17 protein-coding genes are annotated in these 14,644 nt (G+C 50.8%); 2 read left to right on the top strand and 15 right to left on the bottom strand.

What is annotated here, in order from left to right; translation table 11 throughout:
* Positions 1-5: 5 nt before the first annotated feature.
* The 8 genes from fabZ to ABGT54_RS06095 all read right to left on the bottom strand — a co-directional run bounded on the left by fabZ (position 6) and on the right by ABGT54_RS06095 (position 6,525).
* Positions 6-434 (bottom strand): 3-hydroxyacyl-ACP dehydratase FabZ, encoded by a 429-nt coding sequence (gene fabZ, locus ABGT54_RS06130; protein ID WP_204909081.1) that lies wholly within the window; start codon positions 432-434, stop codon positions 6-8.
* A gap of 94 nt (positions 435-528) precedes the next feature.
* Positions 529-1,005: an acetyl-CoA carboxylase biotin carboxyl carrier protein gene (gene accB, locus ABGT54_RS06125; RefSeq protein WP_346663277.1), complete on the bottom strand. Its 477-nt coding sequence runs from the start codon at positions 1,003-1,005 to the stop codon at positions 529-531.
* Positions 1,006-1,021: 16 nt separating this feature from the next.
* Positions 1,022-2,260: a beta-ketoacyl-ACP synthase II gene (fabF, locus tag ABGT54_RS06120; RefSeq protein WP_346663276.1), complete on the bottom strand. Its 1,239-nt coding sequence runs from the start codon at positions 2,258-2,260 to the stop codon at positions 1,022-1,024.
* 269 nt (positions 2,261-2,529) lie between these two features.
* A complete protein-coding gene (fabG, locus tag ABGT54_RS06115; RefSeq protein WP_346663275.1) occupies positions 2,530-3,270 on the bottom strand; it encodes a 3-oxoacyl-[acyl-carrier-protein] reductase in 741 nt (246 codons plus the stop codon).
* Positions 3,264-4,193 carry an ACP S-malonyltransferase gene (gene fabD / locus ABGT54_RS06110; protein ID WP_346663274.1) on the bottom strand — a complete coding sequence of 310 codons (930 nt, stop codon included), beginning with the start codon at positions 4,191-4,193 and terminating at the stop codon, positions 3,264-3,266. Before fabD ends, fabG begins: the two co-directional genes overlap by 7 nt.
* Positions 4,186-5,124 carry an enoyl-[acyl-carrier-protein] reductase FabK gene (gene fabK / locus ABGT54_RS06105; RefSeq protein ID WP_346663294.1) on the bottom strand — a complete coding sequence of 313 codons (939 nt, stop codon included), beginning with the start codon at positions 5,122-5,124 and terminating at the stop codon, positions 4,186-4,188. The genes fabD and fabK overlap by 8 nt, the downstream gene beginning before the upstream one ends.
* 49 nt (positions 5,125-5,173) lie before the next feature.
* A complete protein-coding gene (acpP, locus tag ABGT54_RS06100) occupies positions 5,174-5,401 on the bottom strand; it encodes an acyl carrier protein (protein ID WP_346663273.1) in 228 nt (75 codons plus the stop codon).
* A gap of 140 nt (positions 5,402-5,541) precedes the next feature.
* A complete protein-coding gene (locus ABGT54_RS06095; protein WP_346663272.1) occupies positions 5,542-6,525 on the bottom strand; it encodes a beta-ketoacyl-ACP synthase III in 984 nt (327 codons plus the stop codon).
* A gap of 177 nt (positions 6,526-6,702) precedes the next feature.
* On the opposite strand from ABGT54_RS06095, the gene mscL reads away from it, so the two are divergent.
* Complete coding sequence (gene mscL / locus ABGT54_RS06090; RefSeq protein ID WP_346663271.1) at positions 6,703-7,053, top strand: large conductance mechanosensitive channel protein MscL; 351 nt, start codon at positions 6,703-6,705, stop codon at positions 7,051-7,053.
* A gap of 60 nt (positions 7,054-7,113) precedes the next feature.
* On the opposite strand, the gene ABGT54_RS06085 is transcribed toward mscL, so the two are convergent.
* The 5 genes from ABGT54_RS06085 to ABGT54_RS06065 all read right to left on the bottom strand — a co-directional run bounded on the left by ABGT54_RS06085 (position 7,114) and on the right by ABGT54_RS06065 (position 12,052).
* A complete protein-coding gene (locus ABGT54_RS06085; protein ID WP_275553046.1) occupies positions 7,114-7,245 on the bottom strand; it encodes a hypothetical protein in 132 nt (43 codons plus the stop codon).
* Between the two features lie 97 nt (positions 7,246-7,342).
* Entirely contained in the window at positions 7,343-8,683 is a 1,341-nt protein-coding gene (locus ABGT54_RS06080; RefSeq protein WP_346663270.1) for a glycoside hydrolase family 32 protein, read from the bottom strand.
* A gap of 238 nt (positions 8,684-8,921) precedes the next feature.
* On the bottom strand, positions 8,922-9,782 hold the full coding sequence (locus ABGT54_RS06075; RefSeq protein ID WP_346663269.1) for a carbohydrate ABC transporter permease: 861 nt from the start codon (positions 9,780-9,782) through the stop codon (positions 8,922-8,924).
* The gene (locus tag ABGT54_RS06070) at positions 9,782-10,654 is read right to left on the bottom strand and encodes a sugar ABC transporter permease (RefSeq protein ID WP_204908975.1); all 873 of its coding nucleotides are present in this window, start codon (positions 10,652-10,654) and stop codon (positions 9,782-9,784) included. The genes ABGT54_RS06075 and ABGT54_RS06070 overlap by 1 nt, the downstream gene beginning before the upstream one ends.
* 15 nt (positions 10,655-10,669) lie before the next feature.
* Positions 10,670-12,052, bottom strand: coding sequence for an ABC transporter substrate-binding protein (locus ABGT54_RS06065; RefSeq protein ID WP_346663268.1), 1,383 nt, complete (start codon positions 12,050-12,052; stop codon positions 10,670-10,672).
* 263 nt (positions 12,053-12,315) lie between these two features.
* Between ABGT54_RS06065 and ABGT54_RS06060 the strand changes: the two genes are divergently transcribed.
* On the top strand, positions 12,316-13,356 hold the full coding sequence (locus ABGT54_RS06060; protein WP_346663267.1) for a substrate-binding domain-containing protein: 1,041 nt from the start codon (positions 12,316-12,318) through the stop codon (positions 13,354-13,356).
* Here the strand turns inward: ABGT54_RS06060 and ABGT54_RS06055 are convergent.
* Both ABGT54_RS06055 and prdD read right to left on the bottom strand, forming a co-directional pair.
* Positions 13,353-13,838 (bottom strand): glycine/sarcosine/betaine reductase component B subunit, encoded by a 486-nt coding sequence (locus ABGT54_RS06055; protein WP_204908978.1) that lies wholly within the window; start codon positions 13,836-13,838, stop codon positions 13,353-13,355. The genes ABGT54_RS06060 and ABGT54_RS06055 overlap by 4 nt on opposite strands.
* Positions 13,839-13,873: 35 nt before the next feature.
* Entirely contained in the window at positions 13,874-14,629 is a 756-nt protein-coding gene (prdD, locus tag ABGT54_RS06050) for a proline reductase cluster protein PrdD (protein ID WP_346663266.1), read from the bottom strand.
* Positions 14,630-14,644: the final 15 nt, after the last annotated feature.

Raw genomic sequence — 14,644 nt, 5'->3', positions numbered from 1 at the left:
TTCCCCTATCCGATCATAAATGTCAGTTCCGCGCTGACAACCGTTTTACCATCCACACTGGCAACAGCCTCGCCCACACCGACAGGCCCTTTCTGCCTGATGATCCTTGTCTCCAGGCGGACCTTGTCCCCCGGCACGATCTTCCCTTTAAATTTACACTTATTAATGCCGCCGAAATAAGCGATCTTTCCCCGGTTTTCCTCCTTGGAAAGAATCGCCACGGCGCCTGCCTGGGCCAGTGCTTCCACAGTCAGGACACCCGGCATCACCGGCTCCTGCGGAAAATGCCCGGCAAAAAACTCCTCCCTGTAGGACACACATTTATATCCCACTGCATACTGCCCCGGCTCATAATCCTCAATATAATCAATGAGCAGGAACGGATGCCTGTGGGGGATAATTTCCTTGATCTGATTAATATCTAAATGGTTCATGATAGACCTCCTGGGGACGTAGTAAAATGCAAAAGGTCTACGTCCCAAATTGACTTTTACCCTGTACCTAATCGACTTTCAGGGTGTACCCTAACTAACAAATGCGAAACAGCGGCTGTCCGTATTCTACCGGCTGCCCGTTCTCTACCAGCACTTCCGCGACTTTCCCGTCAAAATCGCTTTCGATTTCGTTCATGAGTTTCATGGCTTCTACGATGGCCAGTGTCTGGCCTTTTTTCACCTGGCTTCCCACGGTGACGAATGGCTCTGCATCCTCGGCCGGCGCTGCGTAGAATGTGCCCACCAGCGGAGAGGTCACGATGTTCCCTTCCATTTTCGGTTCTTCTGTCCCTGCTGTCTCAGAGGCATCGGATGTCGGTGCAAAGGATGTTGCCGGCGCGAAGGATGCTGCCTGCTGTGTTTCACAGGCCGGAACAGTCTGTACTGCAGTCATTACCGTTTCTTTTTCTTTGGTCAGGTGAAGTTTCACACCTTTTTCTTCGTATTTCAGTCCGGTCAGTTCTGAATCGGAAACTGCCTGGATCAGCTTTAATAGATTTTCAAATTCCATGATACAGCCGTCCTTTCTATCCTTCATATTTTTTCAGAAGAAGTGTTGCGTTGTGGCCGCCAAAGCCCAGGGAATTGGTCAGCACGTAATTGACATCTTTCTCCACCGGAGCGCCGATGGCATAATTCAGATCGCATTCTTCATCTGCTTCCCTGGTTCCCATGGTCTGATGGATGAATCCGTCCTGAATACTCTTGACGCAGACGATAAATTCCACACCGCCGGCCGCTCCCAGAAGGTGACCGATCATGGATTTTGTGGAATTGACCACCACATCCTTTGCGGCATCGCCAAGCGCCAGCTTGATGGCTCTGGTCTCAAACAGATCGTTGTGATGAGTGCTGGTGCCGTGGGCATTGATGTAGTCCACCTGGGAAGGCTGGATCCCGCCTTCTTCTATGGCAAGTTCCATCGCTTTTGCAGCGCCGCTTCCGTCCTCGGCCGGAGAGGTAATGTGGTAAGCGTCCCCGGTCGCTCCGTATCCTGTCACTTCCGCATAAATCTTCGCGCCCCGCTTCTTTGCGTGCTCCAGCTCTTCCAGGATCACAACGCCTGCGCCTTCTCCCAGGACAAATCCGCTTCTGTCCTTGTCAAATGGAATGGATGCCCGCAGCGGATCATCTGATGTGGTAAGGGCTGTCAGGCTGGTAAATCCCGCCACACCGGTCGGGCAGATACAGCTCTCTGTTCCCCCTGCGGCTATAATATCCGCATCTCCATACTGGATGGCCCGCAGACCGTCTCCGATGCAATTGGTGCCGGTGGCGCAGGCTGTCACCACATTGGTGCATTTCCCTTTAAATCCCAGCTGGATAGATACATTTCCGGCAGCCATGTTGGAGATCATCAGAGGAACCATCAGCGGATTTACCTTGGACGGTCCTTTGGTCAGGATCTTCTCATAGTCCTTCTCCACTTCCTGAAGGCTTCCGATCCCGGAGCCGATGATGACGCCGGCGCGGTAAGGATCTTCTTTTGAAATGTCAAGTCCTGCGTCTTCATAGGCTTCTTTTGCCGCCGCTACCGCATACTGGGAAAATGGTTCCATTCGCCTGGCTGATTTGAAATCCATTCTCTCCTTAGCCACAAAATCTTTGACTTCTGCGGCAATCTTTACTTTGTAGTCTGTGGTGTCGAATTTGGTGATCTCTCCGATTCCCACGGTTCCCTTTTTAATATTATTCCAGAACTCTTCCACTGTATTTCCGATGGGGGTGACTGCCCCAAGTCCTGTCACTACGACTCTTCTTTTCATAGAACCTGTCCTTTCATAAAATATAAATCTCGCTGTGGGCATTCGCCCAATACTGCCCGACAACCATTCGACCTGCCCAGCTCGATTCCGCTGACGCTCCATCTCGCTGTGGGCATTCGCCCAATACTGCCCGACAACCATTCGACCTGCCCAGCTCGATTCCGCTGACGCTCCATCTCGCTGTGGGCATTCGCCCAATATCGACATCGAAAACTGCATATCTGCAGATAAATCTGCAAATGCAGTTTCCTCTGCCGATGCAGGTCTCATTACATGCACATCCCGCCGTCTATGTGCAGCACCTGGCCGGTGATGTATCCTGCTTCTTCGGAGGCCAGAAATGCCACGGCCGCGGCCACGTCTTCCGGCTTCCCGAATCTGCCAAGCGGGATCTGTCCTTCCGCCGCTTCTTTGACTTTGTCTGAAAGCACGTCTGTCATATCTGTAGAAATGAATCCCGGCGCCACAGCATTGACCGTCACTCCACGGCTTGCCAGTTCTCTCGCCGCTGACTTGGTCATGCCGATCACGCCCGCTTTGGAGGCTGCGTAATTGACCTGTCCTGCATTTCCGCTGACACCCACAACCGAAGACATATTAATGATCCGGCCGCTTCTTTGTTTTAACATCTGTCTTACGGCAAAACGCATGGTATGAAACGCGCCTTTCAGGTTGGTATTCACCACCTGATCGAAATCTTCCTCCGACATTTTCATCAGCAGTCCGTCCCGGGTGATCCCGGCGTTATTTACCAGGATATCAAGGCTTCCCTGCTCCTTGATCACGGTCTGGATAAAGGTCTCACAGGCTGTGTAATCCGCTACGTTACACTGGTATACAACTGCCTGCCCGCCCGCTTCTTCAATCTCTGCTTTTACGGCCAGCGCCTTTTCTTCTGATCCGTTATAATTGATGATGACTTTCGCGCCCTGCAATGCAAGTTTTTTCGCGATCGCTTTCCCGATCCCCCGGGAAGCGCCTGTCACTACCGCCACTTTTCCTTCTAGCATGAGGCCTCCATTTCTGCAGCCACTTTCTCGATATCTTCTAACGCTGCAATGTTATATACTTTCACATCCCGGTTGATCTTCTTCATGAATCCGGCCAGTGTGCGTCCCGGTCCGATCTCGATGAAGGTATCCACACCGTTTTCGATCATCACTTCCATGCTCTGCATCCAGCGCACCGGAGAACTTACCTGTTCCTTCAACAGTTCTTTAGTTCTGCTGATATCAGAAATGATCTCTGTGGTCACATTGGTCACATACGGGATCTTCAGCGGAGACATCTGGACGTCTGCCAGTTCTCCTGCAAGTTGTTCTCCTGCAGGGATCAGCATGGGAGAATGAAAGGGGCCGCTGACATTTAACATCACCGTTCTTTTGGCTCCCGCTTCCTTCAACGCTTCCGCCGCCTGCTCTACGCCATGTTTTTCACCTGTGATCACGATCTGCCCCGGACAGTTATAATTTGCAATGGACACACCGTCAATGGGCGCGATCACTTCTTCAATCTTTCCGGCATCCATGGCCATTACCGCGCACATGGCGCCTTCGCCTGCCGGAACGGTATTCTGCATCAGGATCCCTCTTTTTCTTACCAGACGGATGGCGTCCAGTTCGCTCATGCCGCCGGCCGCCGCGATCGCAGAATACTCTCCCAGGCTTAATCCCGCGGTCATATCCGCGTGAATGCCGTGTTTTTCTACCACTCTTGTCATGGCAAGGGTGGTAGTCACCAGCGCCGCCTGCGTATATTCTGTCAGATCCAGCTGATCATTTTCCTCAAAACAAAGGGCAGCCATGTCAAGCCCCAGCGCCTCGCCGGCCTGATCAAACAATTCTCTTGCCTCCGGGCAGTTTTCATAAAAATCCGCCCCCATACCGGCTTTCTGAGCGCCCTGCCCCGGATAAATAAATGCAATCTTACTCATAAAAGCCTGCTCCTTTTATCAATGCATCGGTTTCTTTTACCAGCTTCTGGATCAGATCCTTACAGGACATTCTTTCTTTTACCATGCCTGCGATCTGCCCTGCCATCACGCTTCCGTTCTTCACATCGCCGTCCACAACAGCTCTTCTTAAGCCGCCCAGGGTCAGCTGCTCCAGTTCCTCAAAGCTGGCACCGTTATTTTCCAATTCCAGATATTTTCTGGTCATGTCATTGCGAAGGGCTCTGACCGGATGGCCGGTTGTTCTTCCTGTTACACGGGAATCAATATCCTTCGCCTTAATGATCCTCTCTTTGTAATTTTCGTGTACCTGGGACTCATCGGTAACTACAAAATGTGTTCCCATCTGTACCCCTTTTGCTCCCAGCATAAATGCCGCCGCGATGCCACGTCCGTCTGCGATACCGCCTGCTGCGATAACCGGGATATTAACTGCGTCTGCCACCTGCGGAACCAGTACCATGGTCGTATTTTCACCAATGTGTCCGCCGGCCTCGCAGCCTTCAGCCACCAGTGCGTCTGCACCGCAGCGCTCCATTCTCTTTGCCAGGGCGACAGAAGCAACTACCGGAATCACCTTTACGCCTGCTTCTTTCCACATAGCCATATATTTCTCCGGATTTCCCGCGCCGGTCGTTACGACTTTTACGCCTTCTTCTGCAACCACCTTTGCCACTTCATCCGCATAAGGGCTCATCAGCATGATATTGACCCCGAACGGCTTGTCTGTCAGCTTCTTTGCTTCGCGGATCTGATCTCTGACCCACTCAGCCGGAGCGCTTGCAGCTCCGATCAGTCCCAGGCCGCCGGCCTCGGACACGGCTGCTGCCAGATGGTATTCTGCAACCCAGGCCATACCGCCCTGGATGATTGGATATTCGATTCCTAATAATTTGGTTACTTCTGTCTGCATCATTCAACCCCCGCTTTTCCTTCTTTGTTTGTTGCTCTGTGTTTTCCAGCTACTCTTTGTGAGACTCTACATAAGAAATAATGTCGCCAACGGTCGCGATATTTTCCAGATCCTCTGTGGGGATTTCAATCCCATACTCTTCTTCCAGTGACATTACCAGCTCAAAAAGATCCAGGGAATCTGCCTCCAGATCTTCCTTAAAAGAAGACGTCTCTGTAATCGTTCCTGCGTCTACGCCTAAATTCTCTGCAACTAATTCTTTGATTCTCTCTAACATGTCTGTTCTCCTTTTTCTTTCTTTTTCTTTATATTTATTTTCCGCGCCAGGCTGTCAGATCCGGCGTTTGCCCTGTCTGCACATCCTTTCCGGCGCAGGATTGCTAAAACTGTCCGAAGGGCGGATCCCTTCCCGACAGTTTACGCCCAGTCCAGGATAGAAGCCCCCCAGCTTAGACCGGCTCCAAAACCGGCCAGCACAATCTTCGCTCCTCGTTTTACCTTCCCCTGCTGCACAAGCTCATCCAGCAAAATGGGGATGCTGGCAGAGGAGGTGTTGCCATATTCCTGCAGGTTCATCGGAAATTTCTCCAGTGGTTCTTCCAGTCTCTTTGCCACAGCCTCCACGATCCTTCTGTTTGCCTGATGGAGGATGTAACAGGAAATCTCTTCCTTTTTTACCTGGTTGGCTTCCAGCACCTCTTCCACAGCCTGGGGAACACTCCTTACCGCAAACTTAAACACTGCCTGTCCGTCCATCTGCATAAAATATTCTGGCCCCAGCAGCTCTTCCGGATCCCGCTCTCCCGTCAGGACGCTTTGGTCATGACGGCTCTTTAATGTCAGCGCCCCGCCTTTGGCTCCATTGGAATGGGTCACCGGCAGGTAATGTCTTCCCCCGCCTTTTTGCATCACTGCCGCGCCTGCTCCGTCTCCAAATAAGATACAGGTGGTGCGGTCGCTCCAGTTAGTCAGATTGGAAAGGCTTTCACTTCCGATCACCAGGGCTGTGTTGTATACACCAGACTCCAGATAGGCCGCCGCCGTATTGTATCCCAGCAAAAACCCAGTGCATGCGGCGTTCAGATCAAAACAGGTGGCGTTTACCGCCCCCAGCTCCCGCTGCACTTCACAGGCGGCGCAGGGAAGGATCACGTTGGAAGAAATGGTAGACACCAGGATCAGATCTACCTCCCCGGCTTCAATACCCGCCTGCTCCAGCGCACGGCGTCCGGCCCTGGCCGCCATAGACACCGTTGTCTCTTCCCGAATGACGTGGCGTCTTACCACGCCGGTCCGCTCCCGGATCCACTCGTCACTGGTTTCCACCAGTTTTGCAATATCATTGTTATCCATGGAACAAGGCGGTATATAAGACCCTGTTCCGCATATGATCACTGCCATAGTCATTCCCCTATAATGATTTGAATTTCAATTATTTTGACTTTCAAAGTATATGATATTCCTACCTGTTTGTCAAGTACTTTGATTATCAAATTTATAATAAGAAAAGTGTGCTTAAAATCACCAAAGAGAAACTGTTAGACATTTACTGATTTGAAAAAGAAAGGGTTCTCTGCAATGAAAGAGAAAATGACAAAATTTGTCGAAGAATTTAAGGCGTTTGCCCTGCGCGGAAATGCGCTGGACATGGCAGTCGGTGTAATCATTGGTGGCGCTTTTACCAGTATCGTTACCTCTCTCACCGATAACTTTATCAATCCGATCCTGAACTTTGTAACCGGCGGAAAAATGTATTCCTTTGAGGATATCGCAGGATTCGCATCTGCATTCATTTCTTCCGTTGTAAACTTCCTGATCATGGCGTTCGTGCTTTTCTGCATCCTGAAGGCAATGAACACTCTGATGGACCTGGGCAAAAAGAAAATGGCAGCAGAGGCGGAAGAGGCTGCAGCACCCGAAACCGTATAGACTTAGAGATTCAAATGGGGACGGGGGATTTTGGAAAATCCCCCGTCCCCATTTAAACTTTTACTGCGCCACAGCATAAGGCTTTCTCTTGAAAATCTCCCTTGCTTTCGCGTCTACTTTTGATTCCATGATGTAGTAAGATCTCATCATATCTGCCTTGATCCTTTTCCGGTTCCTGCGTTCTTTCTGCATACTCGTCTACCTCACAATCTCTAAAAGTCTCATTGCTGACATTTTAGCACAGGATTGTGAGAAACGAATGAAGGCAAGATCAAATCCAGGTAAAAGATCATTCTGTGTATTCTTTTTCCACCAGCAGTTCTTCCACTTTCCCTGCCAGTTTTTTCTTTAATCCGTATACCACATGGGTGATCACATACTGCCCGTCGTTGACGAACACTTCCACCAGGTGAGGCGACACGAAGATATCCAGTGTGTTTTCCGCGCGGCCCGTCTCCGGCGTTTCTGCCCGGGTGCGGTAATTTTTCAGATCCGGAAATACTTCGCTGCGGTCGGTCGTCACGCGGCCGTCTTCCACGCTGATCCTGTAACCGCAGACATTCAGGGTCTCGCCTTCTCTCATGGATGTGCGGATCCGGAAAGGACGGCCTTCCGGGACATCGTCCGGGGACAGGCACCTTTTGGAGTAAAGTGCGTCTACATTTGGATGAACACGGAATGAAATATGTCCGTTCTCCACCTCCACCACCCGGGGCATGCTCATCATGCCGATCCACGGACCCCGTCCATCCGGATCATCCTTCACCGGCTCCGGCATCCGGATCCAGCCAATGATCACCCGGCGGCCAGCTTCGTCCAGAGCGGTCTGGGGCGCATAAAAGTCCAGGCCGTAATCTACAAACCGGAAGTCGCCACGAAGCTTCATCTCGCACTGGGGAAGCTTGAAATCTGCCAGCCCGCATTTTGCATGGTGGCGGTGTTCGATCCCGGCTTCAGTCACGTTCATGGGGGAGCCCAGGATCACATACTGTTCTCCGATCTGGAAAATGTCCGGGCACTCCAGGGTCTCTCCAAAGGCCTCGTCCCGGCATTCCCCGGCAAATTCCCAGTTAAGGCCGTCCGGACTTTTGAAAAACAGGGCTCTTCCGACCTTTTTCCGATAAGTGCTTCCCAGGATCATGTAACACGTTCCGTCTTCTCTCCATACCTTGGGATCTCTGGTGTCTTTAGGATCGCCTTTTTCCTCATCCCGGATCACCGGGATCAGCAGGCGCTTCTGTCCCCAGTTATCGAAATGCCGCCCGTCTTCTGAGATCAGCATGGCCTGGGAAGACTCAAAGCTGTCATGAATGCTGCAATGGATATCCTCTTCATTGGTTTCCAGATATTTCACTCCCGTATAATAGAGGTACAGCTTTCCATCCACTTCCAGCGCGCTTCCGGAAAATATGCCGTTCCGGTCGTACCCTTTGGTGGGGAACAAAGCCACGCCCAGGTGCTCCCAGTGCACCAGATCCTGGCTCACCGCATGCCCCCAGTGCATGGTTCCCCAGCGGGTCCCGTAAGGGAAATACTGGTAAAACAGATGATATTCTCCTTGATAGTAGATAAACCCGTTGGGGTCGTTGATCCAGCCGCCCGGGGCCTTCAAATGTAAGCTGTCTTTCATGATGTCTCAAGCCTCGTTTCTTTTTCTTGGTTTCGCAATCTCTGTGATTTTTTGATTTTGTGATTCTTTTGATTCCAACGGATTGTTCCGTGCTCCGCACTCTCACAATCCGTCCCCCCTATTCGCATATCGCGGGATATTCATCCCACTTTTATGCTCATACGGGGGCGGTTCCCAATGTCTTTCGCCCATTCATGAGCAAGCTCATGTGGGCTTAGACCTTTGGAACCTGGAATCGCTACTTCACTGCTCCTGCAACTACTCCGCCGATGATCTGCTTCTGCAAAGCTACATACAGGATCATGATCGGGATCACGCATAACAGAAGTCCTGCCATGATTGTACCATAATCTGCCGAGTATGTACCATAGAAACTATAAGTGGACAGCGGCAGTGTCAGAAGTTCTTTGTCCGTCAGCACCAGAGACGGCAGAAGGAAGTCGTTCCAGAATGCCATGGAATTCAGGATCACCATTGTGGAGATGATAGGCTTCAGAAGCGGAAGCACAATCTTAAAAAATGTCTGGGAACTGGTACAGCCGTCGATACAGGCCGCCTCTTCCAGCGCGATAGGTACATTTCCTTTGATGAATCCGTGGAACATGAACACCGACATGGCCATGGAAAATCCGGTATGCATAAAGATCAGCGTCAGCCGGTGGTTCAGGATATTTAAGGTTCCTCCGTAAATGCTGACCAGCGGGATCATGATGGCCTGGAACGGAATGATCATGGACGCCACCATCAGTGCGAATGTCAGCTTGGACACTGCGTTGTTGTGGCGGACAATGTAGTAGGCCAGCATCGCCGCCAGGATCGTTACCAGTACCGTTGCAGACACGGTTACGATCAGGGAGTTTTTAAAAGCATTCAGGAAGTCCATCTGGGTAAATGCTTTCTCAAAGTTATCAAAGGACAGTCCTTTGATGGTAAAGAGCCAGGAGAATGGGCTCTTAATGATGTCTCTTTTTTCCTTCAGAGAATTGATCACTACCATCAGGAAGGGGAACATATACGCAATAAACACGATGATCAGACCGATCATTGCCAGCGCATTTGCCAGTTTTCTTTTGTTTCCTCCGATTGTCGATTTCTTCATTATGCTTCCACCTCCTGCTTCTTGGTCAGATATACCTGCAGACCGCTGATCACAGCCACGATGATAAACAGGATCAGTGCCTCTGCCTGGCCTACGCCAAACTGTCTGGATGTAAAGGCTTTCTCATATACATGCATTGCCGCCATTTCTGTGGTGCCATAAGGCGCGCCGCCGGTCAGTGACAGGTTCACATCGTATACCATAAATGCTCTTGACAGGGTTAAGAAGAGGCAGATGGTGATAGACGACATCATCAGCGGCAGGATGATACTTTTCAGTTTGACCCATCCCGTGGCGCCGTCGATGCTGGCCGCTTCCATTACGTCTTCATTGAGCCCCATAAAGCCGGCCACATAGATCAGGATCATGTAACCGGAGAGCTGCCATACGCTGACTACCACCAGCGCCACAAAAGCGTTCGTGGGATCCGAAAGCCAGGACGCTTCAAAAAGCTTCCAGCCTGTGGTCTCGCCGATGCTGACAAAGACGCGGGAGAACACGAACTGCCAGATATATCCAAGGACGATACCTCCGATCAGGTTCGGGGTAAAGAATCCGGCCCGGAAGAAGTTCTGGCCCTTGATCCCTCTGGTTAAAAGATACGCAATAGCAAACGCGATCACATTTACAATTACCACAACAAACACAACGTATTTAAATGTTAATAACAGCGAGGTCCAGAACTGGCTGTCTCTCATGACGCCCCCGAAGTTCTCAAGACCCACAAAATTTTTCACCGAAGCCACGCCGTCCCAGTCTGTCAGCGTCAGATAGACACCGTAAATGAACGGGACGATCACGACCGCCAGGAAACAAAACAGTCCCGGCAGGGCGAACATACAGAACTCTTTTCCTCCATGTTTTGTTCTCATAACTCTTCCTCCCTTTTACTCCTGCTCTGCCCAGTAATCCTCAATATCCCTGATCAGTTCCTTCCGGTCGCACCGGTCTGCCATGTATTTCTGCATCGCGGCGCCCAGTACGGACCAGTGGTCGTTGGGAACGATGGCAGAGGCATTGAAGGTCGTTCCTGCGTGTACCTGTTCATAGATATTTTTGCTTAACGGATCCGAAGGTTCATACGGATTATTCTGGAAAGGCGGAATGATATTGCAGGTCTTTACCAGCATCTGCTGGCCGATCTCGCTAAAGACGATCCAGTTTAAAAATTCCTTTGCGGCCGCCTTCTCTTCTTCGGTTGCCACCTGTCCGTCCAGCATCACCTGCTTGGACGGGGACGCCTGGATCTTCTGATTGGCAAAATCATCCGGATCATTATTCATATAATATGGCAGGAATCCGTATGCTTCGTCTTCCTCTGCGCCTGCGTCCTGTAAGTTGGGCCATGCCCAGTTGCCGTTAAACCAGAAAGCCGTCTTGCCGTCTACCAGGTCGATGGCCATCTCATCATAGTCAGCGCCCAAGGGATCTGCTTTTGCCACGTTGTATTTTTTCAGGATATCAAACATGTCCAGGAATTCCGACATCCGGTCATACTTGTTCAGATCCAGGTCTCCGTCCTTGATCTCCTCGATCGCCTCCGCCGCTCCGTCTGAAGTCCCGTCAAAGGTCTCATAAATATACTGGAGATGATGGGCTCCTACAGACCAGTCGTCCTTTGCAAGGGAAATGGGTTTTTCAATCCCTGCATCCACCAGCCGGTCCAGAAGTTCTACAAAGTCATCCTGCGTCTGGATGGTTTTCGGATCAAAGGTCTCTCCCAGCGCATCCTCGATCACTTTCTGGTTATAGATGATGCCCCGTCCCTCAATGCAGAGCGGGAAACTGTATACCTTTCCATTTACCGTAGTCAGATAACCTTCTGCCTGCGCGGTCCATGGTTCGCCGGACAGATCCTCGCCTTTTTCTTCGGCCAGAGCGATGACGTCCGTAGTATCCAGGATCATCAGTGTGGGCGGAGTGCCGGAATTATAAAGGCTTACCACCTTTGTGTAGGGAGAATCGCCGTCCGTCACAGGCATAACCTCCACATGCACCCCGGATTTTTCTTCAAACACCTTTCCCATCTCTTCTAATGCCGTCTGGATCTCTGCCTTGGAATTCAAAAGCGTAATGCTGGTTCCTTCAAGAGACGTATCATATTCAAACGTATCTATGGATGTATCAATGGGAACTGTCTTTTCTTCTTCATTCGGGTCATCCGGATCACTTGCAAATCCAAACCGGACGCCGCAGCCCGTCAGCATGGTCAGCATCAGAGTCGCCGCAATTCCCAGGGTCAGCACTCTTGATGCAAATCGTTTCTTCATAGTTTCTCCTCCTTAAGCTTTTTCCGTTTTGTAACCGGTAAAGTAACCGGTTACTTTATGGTTTTATCTTAGCACTCCTCCAGGAATCCGTCAATCATTTGCAGTGATAAATACAATTTTTGTAAATTGTTACCGAAACCCGACTTCTCTCTTTATCTACTTTTTACAAAACCGGTTACTTAACCGCTTCCTCCTTGCGGGATCGTTTGTCTTTTGCTATAATTTAGGAAATAAGTAACAACGAAGAATAAGGAGTTTAACTCATGGGCCCGAAAAAGAAAGTCACCTTTGATGACATTGCAAAATATACTCATTTTTCAAAGACAACAATTTCCCGTTATTTTAACCATCCGGATTCCCTGACTCTGGAAAACCAGAAGATCATCTCCGATGCCCTGGAAAAACTGAACTATCAGGAAAACAAAGTAGCCCGGATCCTGGCCAGCGGCAAGACGGAGTTTATCGGGCTTCTGATCCCGGATCTCTATCACCACTATTACGCGGAGGTCCTGAATCAGATCTTACATACTTATGAAACTTTCGGATACAAATTTCTCGTCTTTACAGGCAATGAAAATGAAGAGATCGAGCGGCGGTATATCCAGGAGCTTCTGGCCTATCAGATCGAGGGCATGATCATTTTAAGCCACACCATCCCTTCCCGGGAACTGGCGGATCTTCCCATTCCTATTGTGACCATCGAACGGGAGGACCAGTTTGTCAGCAGCATCAACACAGACAACTACATGGGCGGATACCAGGCCGCAAGCCTTCTTGCAAAACACGATTGCGATATTCTGCTTCATATCAACTCCCCCACAGACCCAAAGCTCCCAAGCTACGGCCGGATCCAGGGATTTTTAGACTGCTGCCGGGAGCAGAACCTCCGTCACGAAATGATCTTCCGGGAGTTCGGCCACAGTTACGAGACGGTTCAGCCGCTTCTCCAGAAGATCATCGAAGAACTGGAACAAAAGTATCACGGGCAGAAAAAAGGCATCTTTGTCTCCAATGATACGCATGCCAACACCTTTTTAAATCTTCTCTTCCGGACATACGGGTGCCTGCCGGACGACTATCTCCTGGTCGGCTTTGACAATTCTCCTGTTTCCAGAGAAGCCGTGGTTCCGATCAGCACGATCGGACAGCAGATTGACAAACTGGCCTATGAAGCAGTCAGCCTTCTGGTGGAACAGATGAATGAGCGCAAAAAAAGAAGACCGGCTCCCTTACGGGAACCAGTCCACAAAGTCATCACCCCGAAAGTATTCCGGCGGGCAACCACAGAGCGGGAACAGCCTTAGCTGTTCCCCTTTTTTCTCATTTTCAGTTTCAGCATGGCCAGCGCCTTTCTTGCATCCAGTTCGCTCACTGTATTTTCTGCCAGCACAGTGGTCTCGTCCCCCATAGCTCCCGTTTTCTCAAAAGCTTTATAGTAGCAGAGCACGCCGTCCAGGCAGTCGTTCTGTACCACAAAATCCTTTGCCGGCACCATGCTAAGAGCCACCACCGGGACGCCCCGTTTCTCCGCCGCTTCAATGGCATGTGCATAATCAATGTGATTATTTCCCAGCCCATTGCAGGAGAAAATGGCTCCATCCGCCCGGGCGCATTCCAGCGTAACGCCTACCCGCTCGGAAGACAGCAGCTTGTCTTCATTTTTATCCGGCGATCCCACAATGATGATCCCTCTTAAGTTTACATCCTGGTCTTCAGAAACCATCTCCACCAGAGGATCTCTGTAATAATGCAGAGACGTTTCTTTCATGCTTGTTCCAATACCCATCGCTTCCGCCTCCTCTGATCCATCGCAACTTCCGCTTAATCCATGGCCCGCATCACGCCGTCCCGGAATTCGTTGGGCGTAACCAGCGCCGGCATGCATCCCATATCGATCACCGAGTGGCCGCCCTCAAAACCGCAGGGCTCGTCGCCAAACATGCGGGTGTCGTATACCGCGCCCTGGCCGGACACTTCCTTTACGATATATACATCTTTGCGGTCCGGCTCATAGGTTTCCTGAAATACATGCTTTTCTGTGCATTTATATCCGTTGAACTTCTTCATCTGGTCACGGAAGATCTGGCAGAAGGTGTCGCAGGCCCGGTGCGCCGCCTCCGGTCCCGGCCGGTCCGCCCAGGTATTTTCCTTTAACACCACGTCAAAAGAGATCAGCAGATCCGTTTCCAGCGGCGTCCCGGCTCTTCCCCAGGCGATCTTGTCCGCCAGGATCCCGTCGCTTGCGCCAAAGTTGCACACCTGCCTGCCGCTTTCATCCACACCTGTCAGGAGGACGTATACCCCTGTCAGCGTGTGAGTCACGCCTTCTCCCACTTTTCCCAGTACCTTCGTGGATAAAGGAATGACGTCCATAATGGTATTCGTATGCTGCTGATGTTCATCCGGCAAAATGATCCGTATATCGATGCTCTTGATCAGCGGCTCTTTTGCCAGAATCTCTTTTGCCGTCTCCCGGCATACCGTCAGATGTCCGTCTATGGTGATCTTATTTTCTTCTCCGTATGCCGCGTCCGTCACATGAAAGGCGCGCACTTCCAGTCTGGAACCTGTTTCCATAATCTGACCACTTCT

Source organism: uncultured Merdimonas sp. (assembly GCF_963929015.1).
Lineage (GTDB): Bacteria > Bacillota > Clostridia > Lachnospirales > Lachnospiraceae > Merdimonas.
This window is presented reverse-complemented; position numbering and strand designations above follow the sequence as displayed.